Origin of the sequence: Streptococcus mitis, assembly GCA_001560895.1 — a bacterium.
Lineage (GTDB): Bacteria > Bacillota > Bacilli > Lactobacillales > Streptococcaceae > Streptococcus > Streptococcus mitis_Q.
Genome location: CP014326.1, coordinates 1,236,584 through 1,257,487 on the forward strand (window position 1 = coordinate 1,236,584; position 20,904 = coordinate 1,257,487).

Annotated in this window: 20 protein-coding genes and 1 pseudogene; 4 read left to right on the plus strand and 17 right to left on the minus strand. The window is 40.4% G+C overall.

Translation table 11 applies throughout. From position 1 onward, the window contains the following. Nucleotides 1–2: 2 nt before the first annotated feature. The 12 genes from AXK38_05925 to AXK38_05980 form a co-directional block, all read right to left on the minus strand. The gene (locus AXK38_05925) at nt 3–1,046 is read right to left on the minus strand and encodes a dihydrolipoamide acetyltransferase (protein ID AMH88806.1); all 1,044 of its coding nucleotides are present in this window, start codon (nt 1,044–1,046) and stop codon (nt 3–5) included. Between the two features lie 560 nt (nt 1,047–1,606). After that, entirely contained in the window at nt 1,607–2,599 is a 993-nt protein-coding gene (locus tag AXK38_05930; protein ID AMH88807.1) for a pyruvate dehydrogenase, read from the minus strand. A gap of 15 nt (nt 2,600–2,614) precedes the next feature. Continuing rightward, nucleotides 2,615–3,583 (minus strand): pyruvate dehydrogenase, encoded by a 969-nt coding sequence (locus tag AXK38_05935; GenBank protein ID AMH88808.1) that lies wholly within the window; start codon nt 3,581–3,583, stop codon nt 2,615–2,617. 153 nt (nt 3,584–3,736) lie between these two features. Further along, on the minus strand, nt 3,737–5,098 hold the full coding sequence (locus tag AXK38_05940; GenBank protein AMH88809.1) for an MATE family efflux transporter: 1,362 nt from the start codon (nt 5,096–5,098) through the stop codon (nt 3,737–3,739). A 41-nt stretch (nt 5,099–5,139) separates the two neighbouring features. Beyond that, complete coding sequence (locus AXK38_05945) at nt 5,140–6,408, minus strand: dihydroorotase (GenBank protein AMH88810.1); 1,269 nt, start codon at nt 6,406–6,408, stop codon at nt 5,140–5,142. 12 nt (nt 6,409–6,420) lie between these two features. Next, on the minus strand, nt 6,421–6,885 hold the full coding sequence (locus AXK38_05950; GenBank protein ID AMH88811.1) for a DNA mismatch repair protein MutT: 465 nt from the start codon (nt 6,883–6,885) through the stop codon (nt 6,421–6,423). A gap of 9 nt (nt 6,886–6,894) precedes the next feature. Beyond that, nucleotides 6,895–7,548, minus strand: coding sequence for a uracil-DNA glycosylase (locus AXK38_05955; protein ID AMH88812.1), 654 nt, complete (start codon nt 7,546–7,548; stop codon nt 6,895–6,897). A gap of 61 nt (nt 7,549–7,609) precedes the next feature. After that, nucleotides 7,610–8,302 carry an HAD family hydrolase gene (locus AXK38_05960; GenBank protein AMH88813.1) on the minus strand — a complete coding sequence of 231 codons (693 nt, stop codon included), beginning with the start codon at nt 8,300–8,302 and terminating at the stop codon, nt 7,610–7,612. 335 nt (nt 8,303–8,637) lie between these two features. After that, a complete protein-coding gene (locus tag AXK38_05965; GenBank protein AMH88814.1) occupies nt 8,638–9,183 on the minus strand; it encodes a hypothetical protein in 546 nt (181 codons plus the stop codon). A gap of 56 nt (nt 9,184–9,239) precedes the next feature. Then, nucleotides 9,240–9,734: a Fe-S-oxidoreductase gene (locus AXK38_05970; GenBank protein AMH88815.1), complete on the minus strand. Its 495-nt coding sequence runs from the start codon at nt 9,732–9,734 to the stop codon at nt 9,240–9,242. Between the two features lie 132 nt (nt 9,735–9,866). Further along, a complete protein-coding gene (locus AXK38_05975; protein ID AMH88816.1) occupies nt 9,867–11,600 on the minus strand; it encodes a phosphoenolpyruvate--protein phosphotransferase in 1,734 nt (577 codons plus the stop codon). Nucleotides 11,601–11,605: 5 nt separating this feature from the next. After that, nucleotides 11,606–11,869, minus strand: coding sequence for a phosphocarrier protein HPr (locus AXK38_05980; protein ID AMH88817.1), 264 nt, complete (start codon nt 11,867–11,869; stop codon nt 11,606–11,608). A 350-nt stretch (nt 11,870–12,219) separates the two neighbouring features. On the opposite strand from AXK38_05980, the gene AXK38_05985 reads away from it, so the two are divergent. From AXK38_05985 to AXK38_06000, 4 genes are all read left to right on the plus strand, one after another. Continuing rightward, nucleotides 12,220–12,438, plus strand: a complete 219-nt coding sequence (locus AXK38_05985) for an NrdH-redoxin (GenBank protein ID AMH88818.1) — start codon at nt 12,220–12,222, stop codon at nt 12,436–12,438. An 80-nt stretch (nt 12,439–12,518) separates the two neighbouring features. Continuing rightward, on the plus strand, nt 12,519–14,678 hold the full coding sequence (locus AXK38_05990; GenBank protein ID AMH88819.1) for a ribonucleotide-diphosphate reductase subunit alpha: 2,160 nt from the start codon (nt 12,519–12,521) through the stop codon (nt 14,676–14,678). A gap of 189 nt (nt 14,679–14,867) precedes the next feature. Beyond that, complete coding sequence (locus tag AXK38_05995) at nt 14,868–15,830, plus strand: ribonucleotide-diphosphate reductase subunit beta (protein ID AMH88820.1); 963 nt, start codon at nt 14,868–14,870, stop codon at nt 15,828–15,830. 141 nt (nt 15,831–15,971) lie between these two features. Then, complete coding sequence (locus tag AXK38_06000; protein ID AMH88821.1) at nt 15,972–16,739, plus strand: DeoR family transcriptional regulator; 768 nt, start codon at nt 15,972–15,974, stop codon at nt 16,737–16,739. 105 nt (nt 16,740–16,844) lie between these two features. Here AXK38_06000 and AXK38_06005 read toward each other — a convergent pair whose 3' ends face one another. From AXK38_06005 to AXK38_06025, 5 genes and pseudogenes are all read right to left on the minus strand, one after another. After that, on the minus strand, nt 16,845–17,024 hold the full coding sequence (locus AXK38_06005; GenBank protein AMH89646.1) for a tagatose-bisphosphate aldolase: 180 nt from the start codon (nt 17,022–17,024) through the stop codon (nt 16,845–16,847). Beyond that, nucleotides 16,965–17,102 (minus strand): annotated as a pseudogene (locus AXK38_06010) (tagatose-bisphosphate aldolase). Before AXK38_06010 ends, AXK38_06005 begins: the two are co-directional and overlap by 60 nt. A gap of 42 nt (nt 17,103–17,144) precedes the next feature. Next, on the minus strand, nt 17,145–18,551 hold the full coding sequence (locus tag AXK38_06015) for a 6-phospho-beta-galactosidase (GenBank protein AMH88822.1): 1,407 nt from the start codon (nt 18,549–18,551) through the stop codon (nt 17,145–17,147). A gap of 339 nt (nt 18,552–18,890) precedes the next feature. Continuing rightward, complete coding sequence (locus tag AXK38_06020; GenBank protein ID AMH88823.1) at nt 18,891–20,582, minus strand: PTS lactose transporter subunit IIBC; 1,692 nt, start codon at nt 20,580–20,582, stop codon at nt 18,891–18,893. Further along, nucleotides 20,582–20,899: a PTS lactose transporter subunit IIA gene (locus AXK38_06025; GenBank protein AMH88824.1), complete on the minus strand. Its 318-nt coding sequence runs from the start codon at nt 20,897–20,899 to the stop codon at nt 20,582–20,584. Before AXK38_06025 ends, AXK38_06020 begins: the two co-directional genes overlap by 1 nt. Between the last annotated feature and the right edge of the window lie 5 nt (nt 20,900–20,904).

A 20,904-nucleotide genomic window follows, 5' to 3' on the forward strand; every position in this document is an offset into this window, starting at 1 on the left:
TCTTAAATCAACATTGAGATTGGATTTTCAATCAATTCTTTCAAGTCTTTCATAAACTTAGCACCTGCCATACCATCTACAACACGGTGGTCAATTGTTAAGCCAAGACTCATGATTGGACGAATGACAATCTCACCATTGACGACAACTGGCTTCTCAATAGTCGAACTGACACCAAGAATAGCTGAGTTTGGTTGGTTGATGATAGGACCAAAGGACTGAACACCAAACATTCCCAGGTTACTGATTGTGAATGTTGAATTTTGCAGTTCACTTGGAGCCAATTTACCATCCAAGGTACGGCCAATAACATCCTTGAAGGCTACGACCAGCTCTGAAAGGCTCATCTTTTCAGCATTGTAAACAACAGGTGTCATCAAACCATTATCCATCCCAACTGCCATCGCAAGGTTGACGTAGTTATGAGTGATAATAGTCTTGCCGTCTTCTGTCAATGAAGCGTTGATGTAAGGGTGTTTCATAAGGGTCTTCACAACAGCAAGTGAAAGAAGGTCTGTTACAGTAGTCTTCTTCCCAGTTGCTTCCATGATTGGCTCAAGAACCTTCTTACGAAGAGCCAGCATTTCAGTCATATCAACTTCATAATTGAGTGTGAAAGTTGGCGCAGTTAGGTATGATTCAACCATACGTTGGGCAATAACCTTACGCATTGGTGTCATTGGAATACGTTCAATTTCACCGTATGGTGTTACGTTATCTGGAACTTCTTCCACTTTTTCAATCTGAGCAGGAGACTTGATAGTGTCGTTTTCGATATTTTCAGGAAGCAAGGCCAAAACATCCTTCTTCATGATTTTACCACGATGACCCGTTCCTTGAATTTCCTGCCAAGCAATGTTATGTTCGAGGGCAATTCGTTTTGCAAGTGGCGAAATGCGAACCACGTTTGTGTCTTTATAAGTTTCCACGTCTTCTTTGTGGACACGACCGTTTGCACCTGAGCCAGAAACATCGTAGAGGTTGATCCCTAAATCATCCGCTAACTTTCTAGCTGCAGGAGTCGCTCTTAGCTTGTCATCAGCCATGACCTCTCCAATTCTATTTATGATACTAAGGGCGTTTAAAAGCGATAGAAAAATAGGAAATCGACGATGGCTTCGATGAAGCCAAGGAGATTTATCTTTTTTCCGAGCTTTTAGCCCGTGTTCGAATATAAGATATTAAGGACGCAGAGGGCAATGAAAAAATAGGAGATTGACGATGTGTTCGATGAACACAAGGAAATCTATCTTTTTTTTCGCAGACCTCCGTCCGAATTCAATTAAATGATACTAAGGGCGTCAAAAGTCAAAGTGAAAATAGGAAACTTGACGAAGAAACTTTAGTTTCTAGGAAAGTTTATCTTTTTCACACAGACTTTAGCCCGTGTTCAACTCTACAAGTAACTTGGACACGAAACGCATCTCAAGTTACTACGGTTGCCGCTATCAGGCGGACAACCTAGTAGACTTACTAATTCATTCGTCGAATATTATCGATTCGACTCACTCATGTCGCAACTCTTCAAATCACTTGAATACAACACGTATCTCAAGTTACTAAAGTTAAAAAATCAAATATTTTACATAATTTAATTTATGTGATTTTATTCTTTGTTATATGTCTTACGGATTGCTTCTTTAATGCTTTCAATGGTTGGAATCATTGCATTCTCTAGGTTTTGTGCATAAGGCATTGGCACATCTTCTCCTGCGCAACGGCGGATTGGTGCATCTAGATAATCAAATGCTTCTGATTCTGAAATAATAGCTGAAATCTCTCCGATATAGCCGCTTGTTTTGTGGGCATCGTTGACCAGAACAACCTTACCAGTCTTCTTAACTGAGTTAATGATGATATCCTTATCAAGCGGAACAAGGGTACGTGGGTCAACAATTTCAACTGAAATGCCTTCTTCTGCTAATTCTTCAGCAGCTTGAACCACACGGCGAAGCATTTTTCCATAAGTAACAACTGTTACATCCGTACCTTCACGTTTGATTTCCCCAACTCCAAGTGGAATCGTGTAGTCTGGATCAACTGGCACTTCCCCTTTTTGGTTAAATTCTGACTTGTACTCAAGAATGATAACAGGGTTATTATCACGGATAGAAGACTTAAGCAATCCTTTCATATCCGCAGGTGTACCTGGTGCCACAACCTTAAGTCCTGGAATGTGAGTAAACCAAGACTCTAGTGATTGCGAGTGCTGGGCTGCAGAACCAACTCCGTTACCTGCTGCACAACGGACAGTCATTGGAACCTGACCTTTACCACCAAACATATAACGTGTTTTGGCAGCTTGGTTGACGATATTGTCCATGGCAATAACCGAGAAATCCATGAAGGTCATATCGACGATTGGACGAAGCCCTGTCATGGCTGCTCCTGCTGCTGCACCTGAGATAGCAGCCTCAGAAATTGGACAGTCACGAACACGTTCTGGACCAAATTCTTCAAGCATTCCAACAGATGTTCCGAAGTCTCCTCCGAAGACACCGACATCTTCTCCCATCAAGAACACATTTTTATCGCGACGCATTTCCTCAGACATAGCAAGGATAATGGTGTCACGGAACGACATTGTTTTTGTTTCCATTTTATCTCTTTCTCCTTAGTCTGCGTAAATATCTTCAAATGCTGATTCAAGCGGTGGGAATGGACTTTCTTCCGCAAATTTAACAGAAGCTTCTACTGCTTCCTTTACTTGCGCTTGGATTTCTTCCAATTCTTCAGCATTTGCAATGTTATTTTCAACAAGGCACTTGCGAAGATTTTCGATTGGATCTTTTTGTTTCCACAATTCCACTTCTTCACGTGTACGATATTTACCAGGGTCAGATGATGAGTGACCGAGCCAGCGATAAGTTACACTTTCAATCAAGACTGGACCATTGCCACCACGAACATGGTCTACAGCTTTCTTAAATCCTTCATAGACATCGATGACGTTGTTGCCATCTTCGATAAACATTCCAGGAATTCCGTAAGCAGCACTACGTTGATGAATGTGCTCTACATTAGTCATTTTCTTGATATCCGCAGAGATTCCATAACCATTGTTGATGCAGTAGAAAATGACTGGGAGTTTCCAGATAGAAGCCATGTTGACTGCTTCGTGGAAGACACCTTCGTTGGTCGCACCATCACCAAAGAAGCAGACGACAATTTTTCCAGTATGTTGCATCTGTTGACTAAGGGCTGCACCAACAGCGATTCCCATACCACCACCTACGATACCATTGGCACCAAGGTTACCAGCATCAAGGTCGGCGATATGCATAGAACCACCTTTCCCTTTACAGGTTCCAGTGTATTTCCCAAGGATTTCTGCCATCATTCCATTGAGATCAATTCCTTTGGCAATAGCTTGTCCGTGACCACGGTGGTTTGATGTGATCAGATCATCTGAATTGAGAGCTAACATAGCCCCCACGTTAGCTGCCTCTTCACCAACAGAAAAGTGCGTCATTCCTGGCACTTTTCCTTTCTTTACTAATTGCGCAATTTTTAAGTCCATACGACGGATTTCTTCCATCTTACGAAACATCTCTAGCAAAAGATTTTTATCTAAAGTTGACATCTTCTTGCCTTTCTAACTTTCTTCTTACCTTACTATTTTACCGTTTTTGGAAAATACTGTCAAAGTTTTTCTTGAGGAAATTTCACAAAATAAAAAAGAAACCCCAATGAGAACAAGGGATTTTCTTATCAAGAATATTTTTTCACAAACTTTTTATTGTTTAGATTTTGCTAAAGATTCAAATCTCTTTATAATCACAGTTAAACGCCAACGGTAGAGGGCCCCACTCACAATCAGACTAATAATCAAGCCAATCCAGTATGAATAAGCACCAAAATCTGTTAGAGTATCAAATACCATAGCGACTGGGATTGCTACACCCCAATAACCAACCAAACCAAGGTAAAAAGGAATAACTGTATCCTTATACCCCCGTAAAATTCCCTGAAGGGGGGCCGCAAAGGTATCTGCTAACTGGAAGAAAAGACTGTAAGTCAAAAAGCGCGCTGTCAAATCGATAAATTCTGGGTCGTTACCATAAAGACTAGCCACATTTCCCCTAAAAATGTAAAGGAAGGATAAGGTGAAGCCTGCAAAGATGAGGGCTGTCCATCTTCCTAAACCAATATAGGTTTTCGCATCATCAAATCGCTTAGCACCCACTTCATAGGAAACGACAATAGCCATAGCCGATGAGATACTCATAGGAAAGGCGTACATGAGACTTGAAAAGTTCATTGCTGATTGATGACTAGCAATAATCAAAGACGAGAACTTAGCCATAATCAAGCCAACCACAGAAAAGATAGCCACTTCCGCAAAGACAGTTCCCCCAATAGGCAGACCTAAGCGAACCCCTTCCTTGATTTTATCCATATTAAGCGGAATGCGTTTCTCAAGATGTAGGGATTTGAGCTTTTCCTGTTTAAATAAAACCAGAATAGAAATCCCCAGTAAGACCCAATAGGCCAAGGAAGTACCTAATCCAGAACCAGCACCTCCCAACTCTGGAACACCAAAGGCCCCGTAAATCAAGAGATAGTTAAATCCACTATTGAGAGGAAGTAACAAAAGCATGAGATACATGGACAGTTTGGTCAACCCCAGCGAATCCAGCAAGGAACGAATAACACTAAAGAGCAACAAGGGGATGATCCCGATAGATAAAAACCAAAGATAGCGAACTGCTACTGCTGCTACTGGCGCTTCTAACCCAATATGATTCAAAACAGGTGGTGCCAGGAAAAGTACCAGTCCCAGCAAGACCACGGATAGACCCAAGGCCAGATAGATGAACTGGTAAAAATCTGATGCCACTTCTTCCTTTTTACCTCGACCAAGATGGTGACCAATGATGGGCACCAAGGCTGAAACAATCCCAGTTAAGAATGTAAAGAAAGGATTCCAGATACTGGTCGCCATAGACACACCAGCCAAGTCTATAGTGCTGTATTGACCTGTCATAGTCGTATCAACAAAGGAGGCAGAATAATTGGCAAATTGATAAATCAGGATAGGGAAAAATATCTTTAAAAATAAGATAAACTTGTCTTTAAAATGATGGGTTTGGTACATATAGGCTCTCTATTCTTTTTATTTACAGAGCAGACTCCAACCTAGTTTTGATAGACAATTTGTCCCTTACAGATGGTATATTTAACCTGCCCTTTTAAGGTTTCACCGATGAATGGTGAATTAGCTGCTTTGGAAGCAAAATGGGAGTCCACAAGGCGGTCAGCCTTAGCATCAAAAATAGTAATATCCGCTGGACCATTCTCAGCCAAGTAACCTGCTTCAAAGTTATAAAGTTTAGCTGGGTTATAGGTCATTTTTTCAAGCAATTCCATCAAGCTCAACTCCCCAGCTTCCACCAAATAAGTCAAACCGAGAGACAGAGAGGTTTCTAAACCAGTCATACCAGATGGCGCTTTGGTAATATCCTCAACATTTTTCTCATCCGCATGGTGAGGCGCGTGGTCTGTCGCGATAACTGTAATGACACCTGATTTGAGACCTTCGATAACGGCACGACGGTCTGATTCCAAACGAAGCGGTGGATTCATCTTAGCATTGCTACCTTGTGTCAAAAGGAGCGCTTCGGTCTTAGAAAAATGCTGTGGTGCTACTTCTGCTGTTACTTGCGCTCCCAATCCTTGAGCAAACTCAACTACTTTGACACTTTCTTCCTTAGACAAATGCTGAATATGAACATGGGCCTTGGTTGCATAGGCAATCATGACATCACGCGCCATCATAGCATACTCAGCCACCCCAGTCGCACCGCATATATGGAAATGTTCTTTAGCGATATTTTCATTAAAGCCAAGAACACCGTTCAAACCTGGATCTTCCTCATGAAGACTAATAAAGGTATTGAGTTTTTTGGCTTCCTCCATGGCTTCCTTGACAACCTTACTGCTTTCAAGAGGAATACCGTCATCAGAAAAACCAACAGCACCTGCTTCTAAGAGTGCCTTAAAGTCAGTCAAATCTTGCCCATTAAAATTCTTAGTTATGGTCGCAACCGTCTTAACATTAATCTTCTCTTTGGCAGCTGACTGGAGAACTTCTTGCAAAGTCTCCACGTCTGAAATGGTTGGACTAGTATTAGCCATCATGACAACCGTTGTAAAACCACCTGCAGCGGCTGCTAGAGCACCTGTATGGATATCTTCCTTGTGGGTTTGACCAGGTTCACGGAAATGAACATGAATATCGACCAAGCCAGGAGCAACTACAAGACCAGTAGCATCTAAGATTTCTGCTCCTTCTTCTTTAATCTCAGGCGCAATTTTGATAATTTTCCCACCTTGAACTAAGACATCACACACTTGATCCAAACCAGACTTGGGATCCATTACACGACCATTTTTGATTAGTAGCATCTGCTTTCTCCTTTATTCATAGAAATCAACTTGAGTATCCAACAATTTATCCCCATCATAAACAAACTTGGCTGAAAAGAAGGGTTTATCTTCTAAAAGCCACCCAACAAAGGTATGATCCCCTTCCCAAGTCGGCTTACTCAAAACCTCATCATAGGGAACCCATTCTAGCGTCCCCTCATTGCAGTCAATCAAGTCCCCCTCAAACTCTGTCACCTTAAAAACATAGGTATACCAGTCTAAATCTGGCGTAAATTCAGGAAAAGTGATTACGCCTTTTAGAACTGGCTTGGCTTTAAGCCCTGTTTCTTCGAGGATTTCACGCGCAGCACATTCCTGAGGTGTCTCTCCTCGCTCTAGCTTACCACCCACACCAATCCATTTCCCTTCATGAACATCATTGGGTTTCTTATTACGGTGGAGCATGAGCAGTTCTTTCCCGTTATCAATGTAGCAAATCGTCGCTAACTGAGGCATATTCTCTCCTTATCTAAGCCAATCTACTGGCTCTTGTCCTGTTTCTGTTAAGAATGTATTAGCCTTGGAAAAAGGCTTGGAACTCCAGAATCCTCTATAAACCGACAAAGGACTGGGATGGGCTGATTCGATAATCAAGTGGTGAGGATTGGTAACCAAGACCTTCTTCTTGCGTGCATAGGCTCCCCAGAGTACAAAAACGACTGGTCTATCTAGATGATTGACCACCTGAATCACAGCATCTGTAAATGACTCCCATATCTGCCCAGCATGACCATTGGCATGACCGGCAGGAACAGTCAGACATGCATTGAGAAGTAAGACTCCTTGCTCAGCCCAAGCCGTCAAATCATGTGATTTCTTAACTCCGATATCATCTGACAATTCTTTCAAGATATTTTGCAAGGATGGCGGAGCTGGGATAGAGTCAGGAACAGAAAAACTCAAGCCCTGCGCCTGACCTGGTCCGTGATAAGGATCCTGCCCCAGAATCACCACCTTAACTTCTTCAAGCCGTGTTGTCAGGAGAGCCTGAAAAACCTTCTCCTTAGGTGGATAAACGGTTCCCTGAGAATAGACCTGGTTCATAAACTGATTGATTTTACCGAAATAACCTTCAGGTAATTGCTCCTTAATCAAAGCATGCCAAGACGAATGTTCCATAGCCAACTCCTTCGTTTTTACTGCCTCTATTATAGCAAAAAGTGGCTATCTAAACCACTTTTTACAGTTTATCTAAACAATCCAGCAAGTCTTGATAAGAATGGACTTCGTAAGTCGGCTGGGCTTGTGTATGATTTTCTAGGTGATGAGGGTTGTACCAAATCGTGTCAATTCCAGCATTATTGCCACCTTGAATGTCGGCGGTTAGGGAATCTCCAATCATCAGCGTCTTTTCTTTGCTAAAACCTTCAATCTGCTGACCAATTTTTTCATAAAAGAGAGCGTCAGGTTTTTGTGTTTGTAGCTGTTCAGAGATAAAGACTTGATTGAAATAAGGTGCCAGACCAGACTGAGCCAAACGCCCTGTCTGAATAGCAGTAATGCCATTTGTCGCAGCATACAAGTCATAATCACGCTCGATGAGACTGTCCAAGAGTTCATGAGCGCCTGAAAAAGTTTGTCCCTGTTGAGCTAAGTAAAATTGGTAACGCTGGGCTAGAAAGCTACCGTCTTTTTCCTGTCCAAAATGGGCAAATAAACGAGAAAAGCGCGTGTTAATCAGCTCTTGTTTACTGATTTTCTTTTGCTCCAAGTCCTTCCAGAGAGCCTTGTTCATAGGAACGTAATAGTCTTTATAAGCCTGAATATCTGCAACCCCTTCTTCCTTTAGAAGTTGCGTCAAAGCCACATTCTCAGCAGCATCGAAATCAAGAAGAGTGTGATCAAGGTCGAAGAGTAGAAATTTGTAGGACAATTTGAGAGTTTCCTTTCTGAAAATTCATTAAGAATATTATAACATAAAGCACCTCACACAATTAACTAATTTAATAACTTGAAAAAATTCGAACACTATCCTATACAATTGACATCCCAAATCTTTCAGAATAGAGCAATTCTAACTATCGAACACCTCGATTTCATAAATATATATGCAATTCTCGGCATAGAATTCCTATAAACTAAATGTTTTCGCACTCTTATAAGACATTGATTGCCTTAAATTTTAGTTTCTGAAGGATTCTAAAGCTAGAATAGCTCTAAAATCACGAGAACTAAGGTATTCGAAACCTAGAAGAACGTATCCACACCTCAACTACTACACTTACAATTCTTCCTATGCGCTTTGAGTTTTTTCAGAGCCCAATCATAGTGGCTTGACGTGCTACTAACAAAGTAGGAACCTAGACTTGTTCCTCCCGTCCACCTATAGATACCTTTGGCAAAGAGTTCGTCATTGCTAAAGCTTTCCATCAACTCTAACACTTCTTTATGTGATTGTTCCAAGAGTCTAGTCGCTTCTTCTAAGGACGTTTTCTGGTGCTTATTCCAAAAAACGACATTCATTTCTCCATAAGTTTTCCAATTATAAGGTTCAGGAAGAAAAGGTCTTTCGTGACCTTTTTGATTAGAATGAACCCAAGTCAAAAGTAACTGATGCCATTCATAGAGATGGATCAAAACATCCCGTAGATTCTTATCCCTTTTCCAGTGGGCTTCTTTTTTCTTTGGGTCTCTTGAAAAATCAAATGGAGTCTGTAGCTCATCTTCACTTAGTTGGGAGATGAAACGATTGAGCTTTTCATAGTTTTCCTTAGAGGCCAGTATTAGCTCCTCTTTTGTTTTTGGTCTAGGCACAGAGTTTCTCCCTTCATATTGCTAGTTATTATGAGAATTTTTTCTCCTTTAAATCTCTATAACTTATCCTTTAATTTCTCAACAAAGAGATAGGCTGCTGGACAGGTCAAGGTATTTTTAATCGTTAAATGGTTGATTTGATGAATTTTTTTACGGTCTGTATGGGGGAACTCTCGACAGGCCTTTGGACGAACGTCATAGATGGAACAGAGATTATCTCCTCCTAAAAAGGGACAGGGCATAGATTTGAAAACCTTGTCCCCATCTTCATCTACCTGCAAAAACTCTGCTTCAAAAGCAGGTAATTTCATCTTAAAATACTTGGCGATTCGTGTAATATCCGCTTCTTTAAAGTCAGGCCCCAATGTCTTGCAACAGTTAGCACAGGCCGTACAATCAATCTCCGCAAAGACTTCTTGGTGAATCTGTTGGGCTATCTTATCTAGATTTTTTGGTGGCTTTTTCTTTAAATTGGCTAAAACTTTTCGATGCTCCTTCTGCTTTTGTAAGGCTAGCTGGTGGTAATACTCAATATCAATTTCTTTAGACATGATTTCTCTCTTATTCTATTTATTTCTCCTATTATATCATGCCTCTGACTCATTGAAAAGTGGACTTTACAAGACTATACTATTCCCGAATGTAGCAAAAAACCTTGCAACTAGGTTACAAGGTTAATGACATTAATCGAAGTTAACGTATTCTTTTTGAAGTTCAAGAACTTCTTCCATTGTTGAACACTCTGTAAGGGCACGGTTAGCGTACTCTTCCATCTTAGCAGTATCCAATTTCTTCATCAAGCTACGTGTACGAAGTACTGATGTTGCTGACATAGAGAACTCATCCAAGCCCATTCCGACAAGAAGTGGAACAGCTTTTTGGTCACCAGCCATCTCACCACACATACCAGCCCATTTACCTTCAGCGTGAGCTGCCTTGATAACGTTGTTGATCAAGCGAAGGATTGATGGGTTATATGGTTGGTAAAGGTATGAAACTTGTTCGTTCATACGGTCTGCTGCCATTGAGTATTGGATCAAGTCGTTTGTACCAATTGACATGAAGTCTACTTCTTTTGCAAATTGGTCTGCAAGCATCGCTGCTGCAGGGATTTCAATCATGATACCAACTTGGATATCATCCGCAACTGCAACACCTTCAGCAAGAAGGTTTGCTTTTTCTTCTTCATAAACTGCTTTAGCTGCACGGAATTCTTTCAAAAGGGCAACCATTGGGAACATGATACGCAATTGACCATGAACAGAAGCACGAAGAAGGGCACGGATTTGTGTACGGAACATTGCATCTCCAGTTTCAGAAATAGAGATACGAAGGGCACGGAATCCAAGGAATGGGTTCATTTCATGTGGCATATCGAAGTAAGGAAGTTCCTTATCTCCACCGATATCCATTGTACGAACAACCACTGGTTTACCATTCATTCCCTCAAGTACAGCCTTATATGCTTCATACTGCTCATCTTCAGTTGGGAAGTCTTGAGAATCCATGTACAAGAATTCTGTACGGTAAAGTCCAACAGCTTCTGCACCGTTGTTGTTAACACCTTCAACGTCTTTTGGAGTACCGATGTTAGCAGCCAACTCGAAGTGTTTACCGTCAGCAGTCACTGTTTGAGCATCTTTCAAAAGTGCCCATTCAGCTTTTTGTTTAGCATAAGCTTCACCAGCTGCTTTAAATTCTGCCGCTTGTCCATCTGTTGGGTTGATAATCACTTCACCAGTAATTCCGTTAACGGCAAGGATATCACCGTCTTTCACTACTTCAGTGATGTTATTTGTTCCCAATACAGCTGCAATTTCAAGTGTACGTGCCATGATAGCTGAGTGGCTTGTACGTCCACCGATATTTGTTACAAAAGCTTTTACAAAGTTTTTGTCCAATTGAGCTGTATCAGATGGTGTCAAGTCATGTGCAATCACGATTACTTCTTCATTGATTGAAGCTGGGTTTGGCAATTTCTTACCAAGAAGGTTTGCCAACACACGTTTTGTCACGTCGCGGATATCCGCTGCACGTTCTTGCATGTATGGGTTGTCTTCCATGCCTTCAAAGATAGTGATGAACATGTCAGTCACTTCTTTAAGACCTGCTTCTGCATTGACTTTCTTGGCACGGATTGTTTCTTTAATCTGACCAATCAATTCTGGGTCAGAAAGAACCATCAAATGAGCGTCAAAAACTTGAGCCGCTTCTTCACCAAGCGTACCTACAGCTTTCTCACGGATAAGAGAAAGCTCGTTTTGGGAAGCTTCAAGAGCTACATCCAAACGAGCCTCTTCTGCGTTTGTATCTTCGACTGAAACAGTCTCGAATGACAAATCCGGTTGAACGAGTAGATATGCTTTTGCAACTGCAACACCGTCAGATGCCGCGATTCCTTTAAGCATTTCTGTCATTTTCCTTATGCCAATCCTTCTTTTTCCATTGTTTCTGAGATTGCAGCGATAGCGTCATCTGCATCTGCACCTTCAGCTGAGATAGTTACGTCAGCACCTTGGCCAACACCAAGACTCATAACACCCATGATTGATTTAAGGTTAACTGATTTACCTTTGTACTCAAGAGTGATATCTGAAGCAAATTTGCTAGCAGTTTGTACCAACAATGTTGCTGGACGTGCGTGAATACCTGTTTCTGCCACTACGTGGAAATCTTTAGAAGCCATAGTTTGACTCTCCTTTTGTTCTTTCTTTTTTGAGTTATATGTGATAACCCTTACAATTTGGTATTATATCATCTTCTCGGATTTTTTTCAAGCATTTTATGGGATTTATTCGATTTCCTTTCAGATAACTTCCTGAAAATCTTCTATTCTAGATAACAAAACACAGGATATAGTTTTCCAAAAAACTACTTGTAGGATAACTATCACTATTTCACAAAACAAACACTACATATTGTGTTTTGTGACCTCGAGTAGAAAAATAGACCACTATATTTAGTTTCAAATCATTGACAAAAATTTATTTTCTGATATACTAAGAAAGTAATCTATTTTGAAAGAGGAGTTACACAATGGTAACCGTTTATTCTAAAAACAACTGTGTCCAATGTAAGATGACCAAACGTTTCTTGGACAGTAATAATGTCGCTTATCGTGAAATCAATCTTGATGAGCAACCTGAGTACATCGATCAAGTTAAAGAGCTCGGTTTCAGCGCAGCTCCTGTTATCCAAACACCAACTGAAGTCTTTTCAGGTTTCCAACCAGGAAAATTGAAACAATTAGCATAATCTTAGTACATCATCCAGAAGAAACTGCTTCTAGGGCTAACTTAGAAGCCTTTCTTTTGTAATTAGATAAGGGAAATTTTATGGGATTAAAACATCTTGAAGACGTGACTTACTTCCGTCTCAATAACGAAATCAACCGTCCTGTTAATGGACAAATCATGCTTCATAAAGATAAGGAAGCCTTGGATGCTTTCTTTAAAGAAAATGTAGTTCCAAATACTATGGTTTTTGATTCAATCAAAGATAAAATCAACTACCTCATTGAACACAACTACATCGAAACAGCCTTTATCAAGAAATACCGTCCAGAATTTTTGGAAGAATTGCATCAATTTATCAAAGAACAAAACTTCCAATTCAAGTCTTTCATGGCAGCCTATAAGTTTTACAATCAATATGCCTTAAAGACTAACGACGGTGAATATTATCTTGAAAGTATGGAAGACCGCGTCTTCTTTAACGCCCTTTATTTCGCTGATGGCAATGAAGCTATTGCAATCGATATTGCCAATGAAATCATCCACCAACGCTACCAACCTGCTACTCCTTCCTTCTTGAATGCTGGACGTGCTCGTCGTGGAGAGTTGGTATCATGTTTTCTGATCCAAGTAACTGATGATATGAACTCTATCGGACGTTCTATCAACTCAGCTCTTCAACTGTCACGTATCGGTGGTGGTGTGGGGATTTCCCTCAGCAACCTTCGTGAAGCTGGTGCACCAATCAAAGGTTATGAAGGAGCAGCTTCTGGTGTCGTACCAGTCATGAAACTCTTCGAAGATAGCTTCTCTTACTCAAACCAATTGGGTCAACGTCAAGGTGCTGGTGTTGTCTACCTCAACGTCTTCCACCCAGATATCATCGCCTTCCTTTCAACTAAGAAAGAAAACGCCGATGAAAAAGTTCGTGTTAAGACCCTTTCACTTGGTGTTGTGGTGCCCGATAAATTCTACGAATTAGCACGTAAAAATGAAGAAATGTACCTCTTCAGCCCATACTCTGTAGAGCTTGAATACGGGGTACCATTCAACTACATCGACATCACTGAGAAATACGATGAACTAGTTGCAAATCCAAATATTCGCAAGACAAAAATCAAGGCGCGTGATTTGGAAACTGAAATCTCTAAATTGCAACAAGAATCTGGCTACCCTTATGTCGTCAACATTGATACGGCTAACCGTGCAAATCCTGTTGATGGTAAGATTATCATGAGTAACTTGTGTTCTGAGATTCTTCAAGTCCAAGAACCAAGCTTGATCAACGATGCTCAAGAATTCCTTCAAATGGGAACAGACGTTTCATGTAACCTTGGTTCAACCAACGTGGTCAACATGATGACTTCACCTGACTTTGGTCGTTCTATCCGTTCTATGGTTCGTGCCTTAACTTTCGTTACAGATAGTTCACACATCGTAGCTGTTCCTACCATCAATCACGGAAATAGCCAAGCCCACACCTTTGGTCTTGGTGCCATGGGACTTCACAGCTACCTTGCACAACAATTGATTGAATATGGATCGCCTGAGTCTGTTGAATTTACAAGCATCTACTTCATGCTCATGAACTACTGGACCTTGGTAGAATCAAACAATATCGCGCGTGAACGTGGTATTACCTTCCATAACTTTGAAAAATCAGACTATGCTAACGGAAGCTACTTCGACAAGTATGTAACTGGAGAATTTGTTCCAAAATCAGACCGTATTAAAGAACTCTTCAAAGATGTCTTTATCCCAAGTGCTGCTGACTGGGCTGAACTTCGCGACAAGGTTCAAGCAGATGGTCTTTACCACCAAAACCGCCTTGCTGTAGCGCCAAATGGTTCTATCAGCTACATCAACGACGTTTCTGCTTCTATCCACCCGATTACACAACGTATCGAAGAACGCCAAGAGAAGAAAATCGGTAAAATCTACTACCCTGCTGCTGGCTTGTCAACAGAAACCATTCCATACTACACTTCTGCCTACGACATGGATATGCGTAAGGTGATTGATGTTTACGCTGCTGCAACTGAGCACGTGGACCAAGGACTTTCACTCACCCTCTTCATGCGTAGTGATATTCCAAAAGGACTTTACGAATGGAAGAAGGAAAATAAACAAACAACACGTGACTTGTCTATTCTTCGTAACTATGCCTTTAACAAGGGTATCAAATCTATCTACTACGTCCGTACCTTTACAGATGATGGTGGAGAAGTCGGTGCTAACCAATGTGAAAGCTGTGTGATTTAATCTTTGCTTGAGGAAACTACATTTACTCAGGCTATCGATTCATTTACCAAGCTAAACTGGAATAAGCATCTACACTATGAAATATCAAAAAGTCGGGCTTCCGACTTTTTGTGCGATACTCCTCTAGATTTATGATAAAATAGAGGTAATTGTGAGTTCGCAATACTAAACACAGAAAGAGATTTCAAAATGGAAACTTACTACAAAGCCATTAACTGGAATGCCATCGAAGATGTCATCGACAAATCAACTTGGGAAAAACTGACGGAGCAATTCTGGCTTGATACACGTATTCCCTTATCAAATGACTTGGATGACTGGAGAAAGCTATCAAATGTAGAAAAAGACTTGGTAGGAAAAGTCTTTGGTGGTTTAACCCTTCTCGACACTATGCAATCTGAAACTGGGGTTCAAGCCCTTCGCGCAGACATCCGTACACCACATGAGGAAGCTGTTTTCAATAATATCCAATTTATGGAATCTGTCCACGCAAAATCTTACTCATCAATCTTTTCTACTTTGAATACTAAGGCTGAGATTGAAGAAATTTTCGAATGGACCAATACCAATCCTTACCTACAAAAGAAGGCTGAGATTGTCAACGAAATCTACCTCAACGGTAGCCCACTTGAAAAGAAAGTTGCCAGTGTCTTCCTCGAAACCTTCCTCTTCTACTCTGGTTTCTTCACGCCGCTCTACTACCTTGGTAATAACAAACTAGCCAACGTTGCGGAAATCATCAAATTAATTATTCGTGATGAGTCTGTTCACGGAACCTACATCGGTTACAAATTCCAACTTGGTTTCAATGAATTGCCTGAAGAAGAGCAAGAAAAACTCAAAGAATGGATGTACGACCTGCTCTACACTCTTTACGAGAACGAAGAAGGTTATACAGAGAGCCTCTATGATGGTGTTGGTTGGACGGAAGAAGTCAAAACCTTCCTTCGCTACAATGCTAACAAGGCACTCATGAACCTGGGGCAAGATCCACTCTTCCCAGATTCAGCAGATGATGTGAACCCAATCGTTATGAACGGTATTTCAACAGGGACATCTAACCACGACTTCTTCTCTCAAGTCGGAAATGGTTACCTTCTTGGTGAAGTTGAAGCCATGCAAGACGATGACTACAACTACGGTTTAGACTAAGTCAACAATTTCAGAAGTGATATAAATATCATGGTTTGTTTAAAACAACCATGATATTTTTGTTTTTGTTTTCTTTTGTTTTTTAAATTGATTGATTTAATACTTTATGATAAAATAGTAATAGAAATAGAGGTGATAACGATGCTAAAGCAGGAAAAACTAGATAATATTCTAGAAACAGTAAATACAAAGGGAACTATTACTGTAAAAGAAATCATGACTCGCTTGGATGTATCAGATATGACTGCTAGACGCTACTTGCAAGAGTTGGCAGACAAGGATCTACTTGTTCGAGTACACGGGGGAGCTGAGAAAATTCGCACAGGTTCTATTTTGAATAATGAACGTTCCAATATTGAAAAACAAAGCTTACAAATCGCAGAAAAACAAGAAATTAGCCGTTTTGCAGGCCATTTAATTGATGAGGGTGAAACTATTTTTATCGGCCCTGGTACGACCTTAGAATCTTTTGCCCGTGAACTTCCAATTGATAATATTCGTGTTGTAACAAACAGTTTACCAGTCTTTCTCATTCTAAACGAACGAAAACTAACAGATTTGATTTTAATCGGTGGAAACTATCGCTCTATCACTGGAGCTTTTGTGGGAACACTAACCTTGCAAAACTTAGCCAATCTCCAATTTTCTAAAGCTTTCGTGAGCTGTAATGGTATTAAGGACAATGCGATTGCGACCTTTAGTGAAGAGGAAGGTGAATCCCAACGCATCGCCCTCAATAATTCCAATAAAAAATACTTACTAGCTGACAATAGTAAGTTCAATAAGTTTGATTTTTACACCTTCTACAATATCTCAGATATTGATACCATCGTTTCAGACTCTAAACTGAGCAAAGAAACCTTTGAACAACTTTCAAAACAAACAAAAATTATTCTTTCTAAACCATAAAAATGAGGATTAATAAAAATATAAAATGCGTCACATCAAGAAAATAAGAATCTTGATATGACGCATTTTTTGATGAAGATTTTTACAAAGAGTTTCCTAGATTCTTTATGATTGTTGAAACGGCATAAAATCTGAATCAAAGGAGATATTATCCCGTTCTTCAGGACTGATAAAATTTAAAAAGATATTTTTAAATTCTTCCAGCTCATAGTCTGAATGGCAAATCCATTCTTTACCGGTAGAGACATACCATTTCCCAAGTTTTTTCAGCTCCTCATTAGTCAAACAAGGTATTTGAGAACATTTATCAAAATTGATAATATAAACTTTTTCATAAATAGATTGGATAAAATCTTTGAACATCTTTTTACCTCATTAGAATTCTATATCTAATTACTCATTCTACTAGTCTATAATCTGACTTTCTGCTACTTTCTTGTACCAGTAAGCTGATTTCTTAGGATAACGTTCTTGCGTTTCAAAGTCTACATAGAAGAGACCGTAACGTTTCTCATAACCATTTGACCATGAGAAGACGTCCATCAATGACCAGATGAAGTAACCTTTTACATTAGCGCCATCTGCAATAGCATCAGACAAGACTTCCAAGTGTTGTTTCACATAATCAATACGACCATCATCGTAAACAGTGTTATCGACAAACTCATCTTTATAACCAAGTCCATTTTCAGTGATGTAAATCTTCCTGTAGTTAGGATAATCTTTCTTCACTCGCATGATTTGGTCATACAAACCTTGAGGGTATATAATCCAATCCCAGTCCGTACGTGGTACATAATCAGGAGCTACACGACGACCAACACCTTTGATTTGGTATTTAGAGCTTCCTTTCTCACCCTTACCATTATGGATGATTTCAGTCTCTCCATCAAAGGCTTCCATCCAGTCACTCATATAGTAGTTAATTCCTAGGAAGTCATTCAAGTCTTTTGCAGCTTCTAATACTTCGAAATCTTCTTCACGAAGATCTAAGCTACCACCATTGGCAGCCAAGATAGCCTCTACCCCTGCCAGAGTCTTTTCAGAGTAGTGACCCAGATAAGTTGCATCCAAGATAAATTTGTTATGGATAATGTCCTCCAACTCTGCCGCAATAACATCTGCAGGATTTTCAGGATCAAGTGGGTACTTGGTTGGGAGAGCGTGCACGACACCGATTTCGCCTTTATAGCCTTTATCTTTGTACAATTTTACCGCGCGCGCATGAGACACCATCATATTGTGGTGCGATTGGAAGACTTTGGCAAGGTCATACTGAATACCTGGAGGGAATTTCCCAACCAAGTATTGACCATCACCGATTGGTCCGATTTCATTGAATGTTGTCCAATAGTTTACTTCTGGAAATTCTTCAAAACAGAAGGCAGCGTAATCTACAAAGTGTTCGATATTTTCACGGTTTAAGAAATCTCCATTTGAGTGGAGAGCTTCTGGCGTGTCAAAGTGATGAAGAGTTACAAATGGCTCAACATGGCGTTTGTGACACTCTGCAAATAAATTATGATAAAACTCGACACCTTTCTGATTTACTTGACCGTAACCAGTTGGGAAAATACGTGACCAAGCAATAGAAATTCGAATACCATTGACACCATACTCTTCTGCTAGCTTGAGGTCAACTGGATATCGATTGTAAAAATCACTGGCTGGTTCTGCAGTGTACCAATAGTTATCTTCAAGATATTTATCCCATGCTACTGGTCCTTTACCATCAGTATGTGTAGCACCTTCTGCTTGATAGGCAGCTGTTGCGCCACCGAAAATAAAGTCTTTTGGAAGTGTTTTTGTCATTTTTTTCACCTATTTCTTGATTTAAAATAAAGTAAAAGTGAGAGGAGAGGAGTCAGTGAGCCATCCTTCTCCATCTCACTTCTTGTACCAAGTCACCGAATTGTGACATGAGGAGGTAAAAACGATATCTTTTTACCGACGAATTAACAAGGCGATTAGGAAATTCGCTATAGCGATTTCCGTAACGATAGGAGACTGTTTTATAGTCCCTATTATTAATCGAATTGTGACATGAGGAGGTAAAAACGATATCTTTTTACCGACGAATTAACAAGGCGATTAGGAAAGTCGCCATAGCGATTTCCGTAACGAGAGGAGACTGTTTCACAGTCCCTATCGTTAATCGAATTGAGCTTGTACAAATGCAAGAGCACCTTTTCCATCACGGGTTAATTTGATGTATTGAGCGCCTTCTGTCTTGGCAAGTTTAATACCGAGTTTATCTGTTTCTGCTTTCATATCTTCAAAGTTTGAGGCAACTTGAGGGGCAAGGATAACTAAATCAAACTCTGGCAACATTTCACGGTGAGCTCCATAGCCACCTGCTGCTGCTTTCACAGGAACATTGTACTCTGCAGCTGCCTTGTTCAAAGCATTTGCAAGAAGTCCACTTGTCCCTCCACCTGCACAGAGAACGAGGACATTTGTTTCTTTTGTAATTGTATTTTGAGCTGCTTCTACACCCGCTTTTTCAAGAATAGCATCTGCTTTTGCAGTGTTGAAGTTTGCAGCAACTTTGTCTTTCAATTCATCATTAGACTTATCTAAACGTTCTTCTTCAAGAATTTGTTCATCATAAACTTTAAGGAATGGATAGTAAATGACTACGTCAACCACGATTAGAAGGGCAGCAAGAATGAATGATAGAACTTGGAAGTTCGTACCAAGAACTAGACCTAGTGGAGCTGGGGTTGTCCATGGTAGATTAGCAGTAAATGAATTCATTCCAAGAGTTTCAATGAAGAATTTAAAGATCCAAACGTTTGCGATAGGAGCAAAGATAAATGGAATGAAGAAGATTGGATTTAATACCAATGGAGCACCGAACAAGATAGGCTCATTTACACCAAAGAAAGTTGGAACTACTGAAGCACGTCCGATTGCACGGTTACGTTTTGATTTTGTTAACCACATGAACATGAATGGAACAACCAGTGTCGCACCAGTACCACCCATGGTAACGATAAACATTTGTGTACCAGAAGTAAGAATCTTGTCAGCGTGCATACCTTGTTGGAGAAGGTTCAAGTTGACTTCGGCATTGGCATAGGTAATAGCTGCGATAGCAGGTTCAACAATAGATGGACCGTGAATCCCAACAAACCAGAAGAAGGCAAAGGCACCAAAGATAATGGTAATACCAAGATAGCCATCAGCTGCAGAGAATAATGGTGCAAAGAATTTACCGATTGATTCAGCTACGCTTGTACCCACAAAATGACGAGCTAATAAATCAAGAGCATAAAGTGAAACAACTGAGAGAGTGAATGGAATCACATCTTTAAAGACTTGTGAGATATTTGGTGGAACTTCGTCAGGCATACGAATAGTGACGTTGTTCTTAACACAAACCTTATAGATGGCTACAGTAACAAAGGCAGCAAGGAAGGCTGAAAGCAAACCTTTTGTTCCAAGGAATCCTGTTGCAAAGCCACCTTCAATCGGATCAGCTGCCAACATTAACAAAGCAACAATCGCTGCTAACAGTGTTGACATATAGTTGATTTGATTTGTTTTCTCCATGCTACGGTTTACTGAGTCGGTCAATGACTTAGCCGTTGTACCAGCTACCAAGAGAGCCAGAATCCCCATTGAATAGCTGTAAGGTTTCATCAGAAAGGCTACAACTTCATCAGACCATTTAAAGCCCCATGAGTTTGGTACAAAGGCAATCAAGATAAAAATACTTGAGAAGAGAATAACAGGCATACCTGCAATGAAACCATCACGAATAGCACGAAGATAGATATTACGAGATAGTTTCTCAAAGAAAGGCTTTCCTTTCTCAATAAATGCAATTAATTTATTCATTATTTAACTCCTCTCTTGTAGAGTTCGATTAAGTGGTGCATCAAATCTTTTAACAAGATAGTTGTCATCAAGTGGTCTTGGCCATGCATCATAGTCACACTATAAGCTAAGTCCTCACCAGAAGCTTCCTTAGTCAATAGACTTGTTTGCGCGTGGTGAGCCTCTGCAATACAGCTACCAGCTTCCTCTACCAGAGCGTCCGCTTTTTCAAAATCACCAGCCTCAGCAGCCTTCAAGGCTTCCAATAGTTTTGAACGAGCATCGCCAGCATAGGCTACGATTTCAAAACCTAACAATGTTACTTCTTCTCTATTCATGATAG

Bases quoted from the DNA above. Each gene is read 5' to 3' on its own strand.
- AXK38_05925 (AMH88806.1), bottom strand. From the start codon at position 1,046: ATGGCTGATGACAAGCTAAGAGCGACTCCTGCAGCTAGAAAGTTAGCG.
- AXK38_05930 (AMH88807.1), bottom strand. From the start codon at position 2,599: ATGGAAACAAAAACAATGTCGTTCCGTGACACCATTATCCTTGCTATG.
- AXK38_05935 (AMH88808.1), bottom strand. From the start codon at position 3,583: ATGTCAACTTTAGATAAAAATCTTTTGCTAGAGATGTTTCGTAAGATG.
- AXK38_05940 (AMH88809.1), bottom strand. From the start codon at position 5,098: ATGTACCAAACCCATCATTTTAAAGACAAGTTTATCTTATTTTTAAAG.
- AXK38_05945 (AMH88810.1), bottom strand. From the start codon at position 6,408: ATGCTACTAATCAAAAATGGTCGTGTAATGGATCCCAAGTCTGGTTTG.
- AXK38_05950 (AMH88811.1), bottom strand. From the start codon at position 6,885: ATGCCTCAGTTAGCGACGATTTGCTACATTGATAACGGGAAAGAACTG.
- AXK38_05955 (AMH88812.1), bottom strand. From the start codon at position 7,548: ATGGAACATTCGTCTTGGCATGCTTTGATTAAGGAGCAATTACCTGAA.
- AXK38_05970 (AMH88815.1), bottom strand. From the start codon at position 9,734: ATGTCTAAAGAAATTGATATTGAGTATTACCACCAGCTAGCCTTACAA.
- AXK38_05975 (AMH88816.1), bottom strand. From the start codon at position 11,600: ATGACAGAAATGCTTAAAGGAATCGCGGCATCTGACGGTGTTGCAGTT.
- AXK38_05980 (AMH88817.1), bottom strand. From the start codon at position 11,869: ATGGCTTCTAAAGATTTCCACGTAGTGGCAGAAACAGGTATTCACGCA.
- AXK38_05985 (AMH88818.1), top strand. From the start codon at position 12,220: ATGGTAACCGTTTATTCTAAAAACAACTGTGTCCAATGTAAGATGACC.
- AXK38_05990 (AMH88819.1), top strand. From the start codon at position 12,519: ATGGGATTAAAACATCTTGAAGACGTGACTTACTTCCGTCTCAATAAC.
- AXK38_05995 (AMH88820.1), top strand. From the start codon at position 14,868: ATGGAAACTTACTACAAAGCCATTAACTGGAATGCCATCGAAGATGTC.
- AXK38_06000 (AMH88821.1), top strand. From the start codon at position 15,972: ATGCTAAAGCAGGAAAAACTAGATAATATTCTAGAAACAGTAAATACA.
- AXK38_06015 (AMH88822.1), bottom strand. From the start codon at position 18,551: ATGACAAAAACACTTCCAAAAGACTTTATTTTCGGTGGCGCAACAGCT.
- AXK38_06020 (AMH88823.1), bottom strand. From the start codon at position 20,582: ATGAATAAATTAATTGCATTTATTGAGAAAGGAAAGCCTTTCTTTGAG.
- AXK38_06025 (AMH88824.1), bottom strand. From the start codon at position 20,899: ATGAATAGAGAAGAAGTAACATTGTTAGGTTTTGAAATCGTAGCCTAT.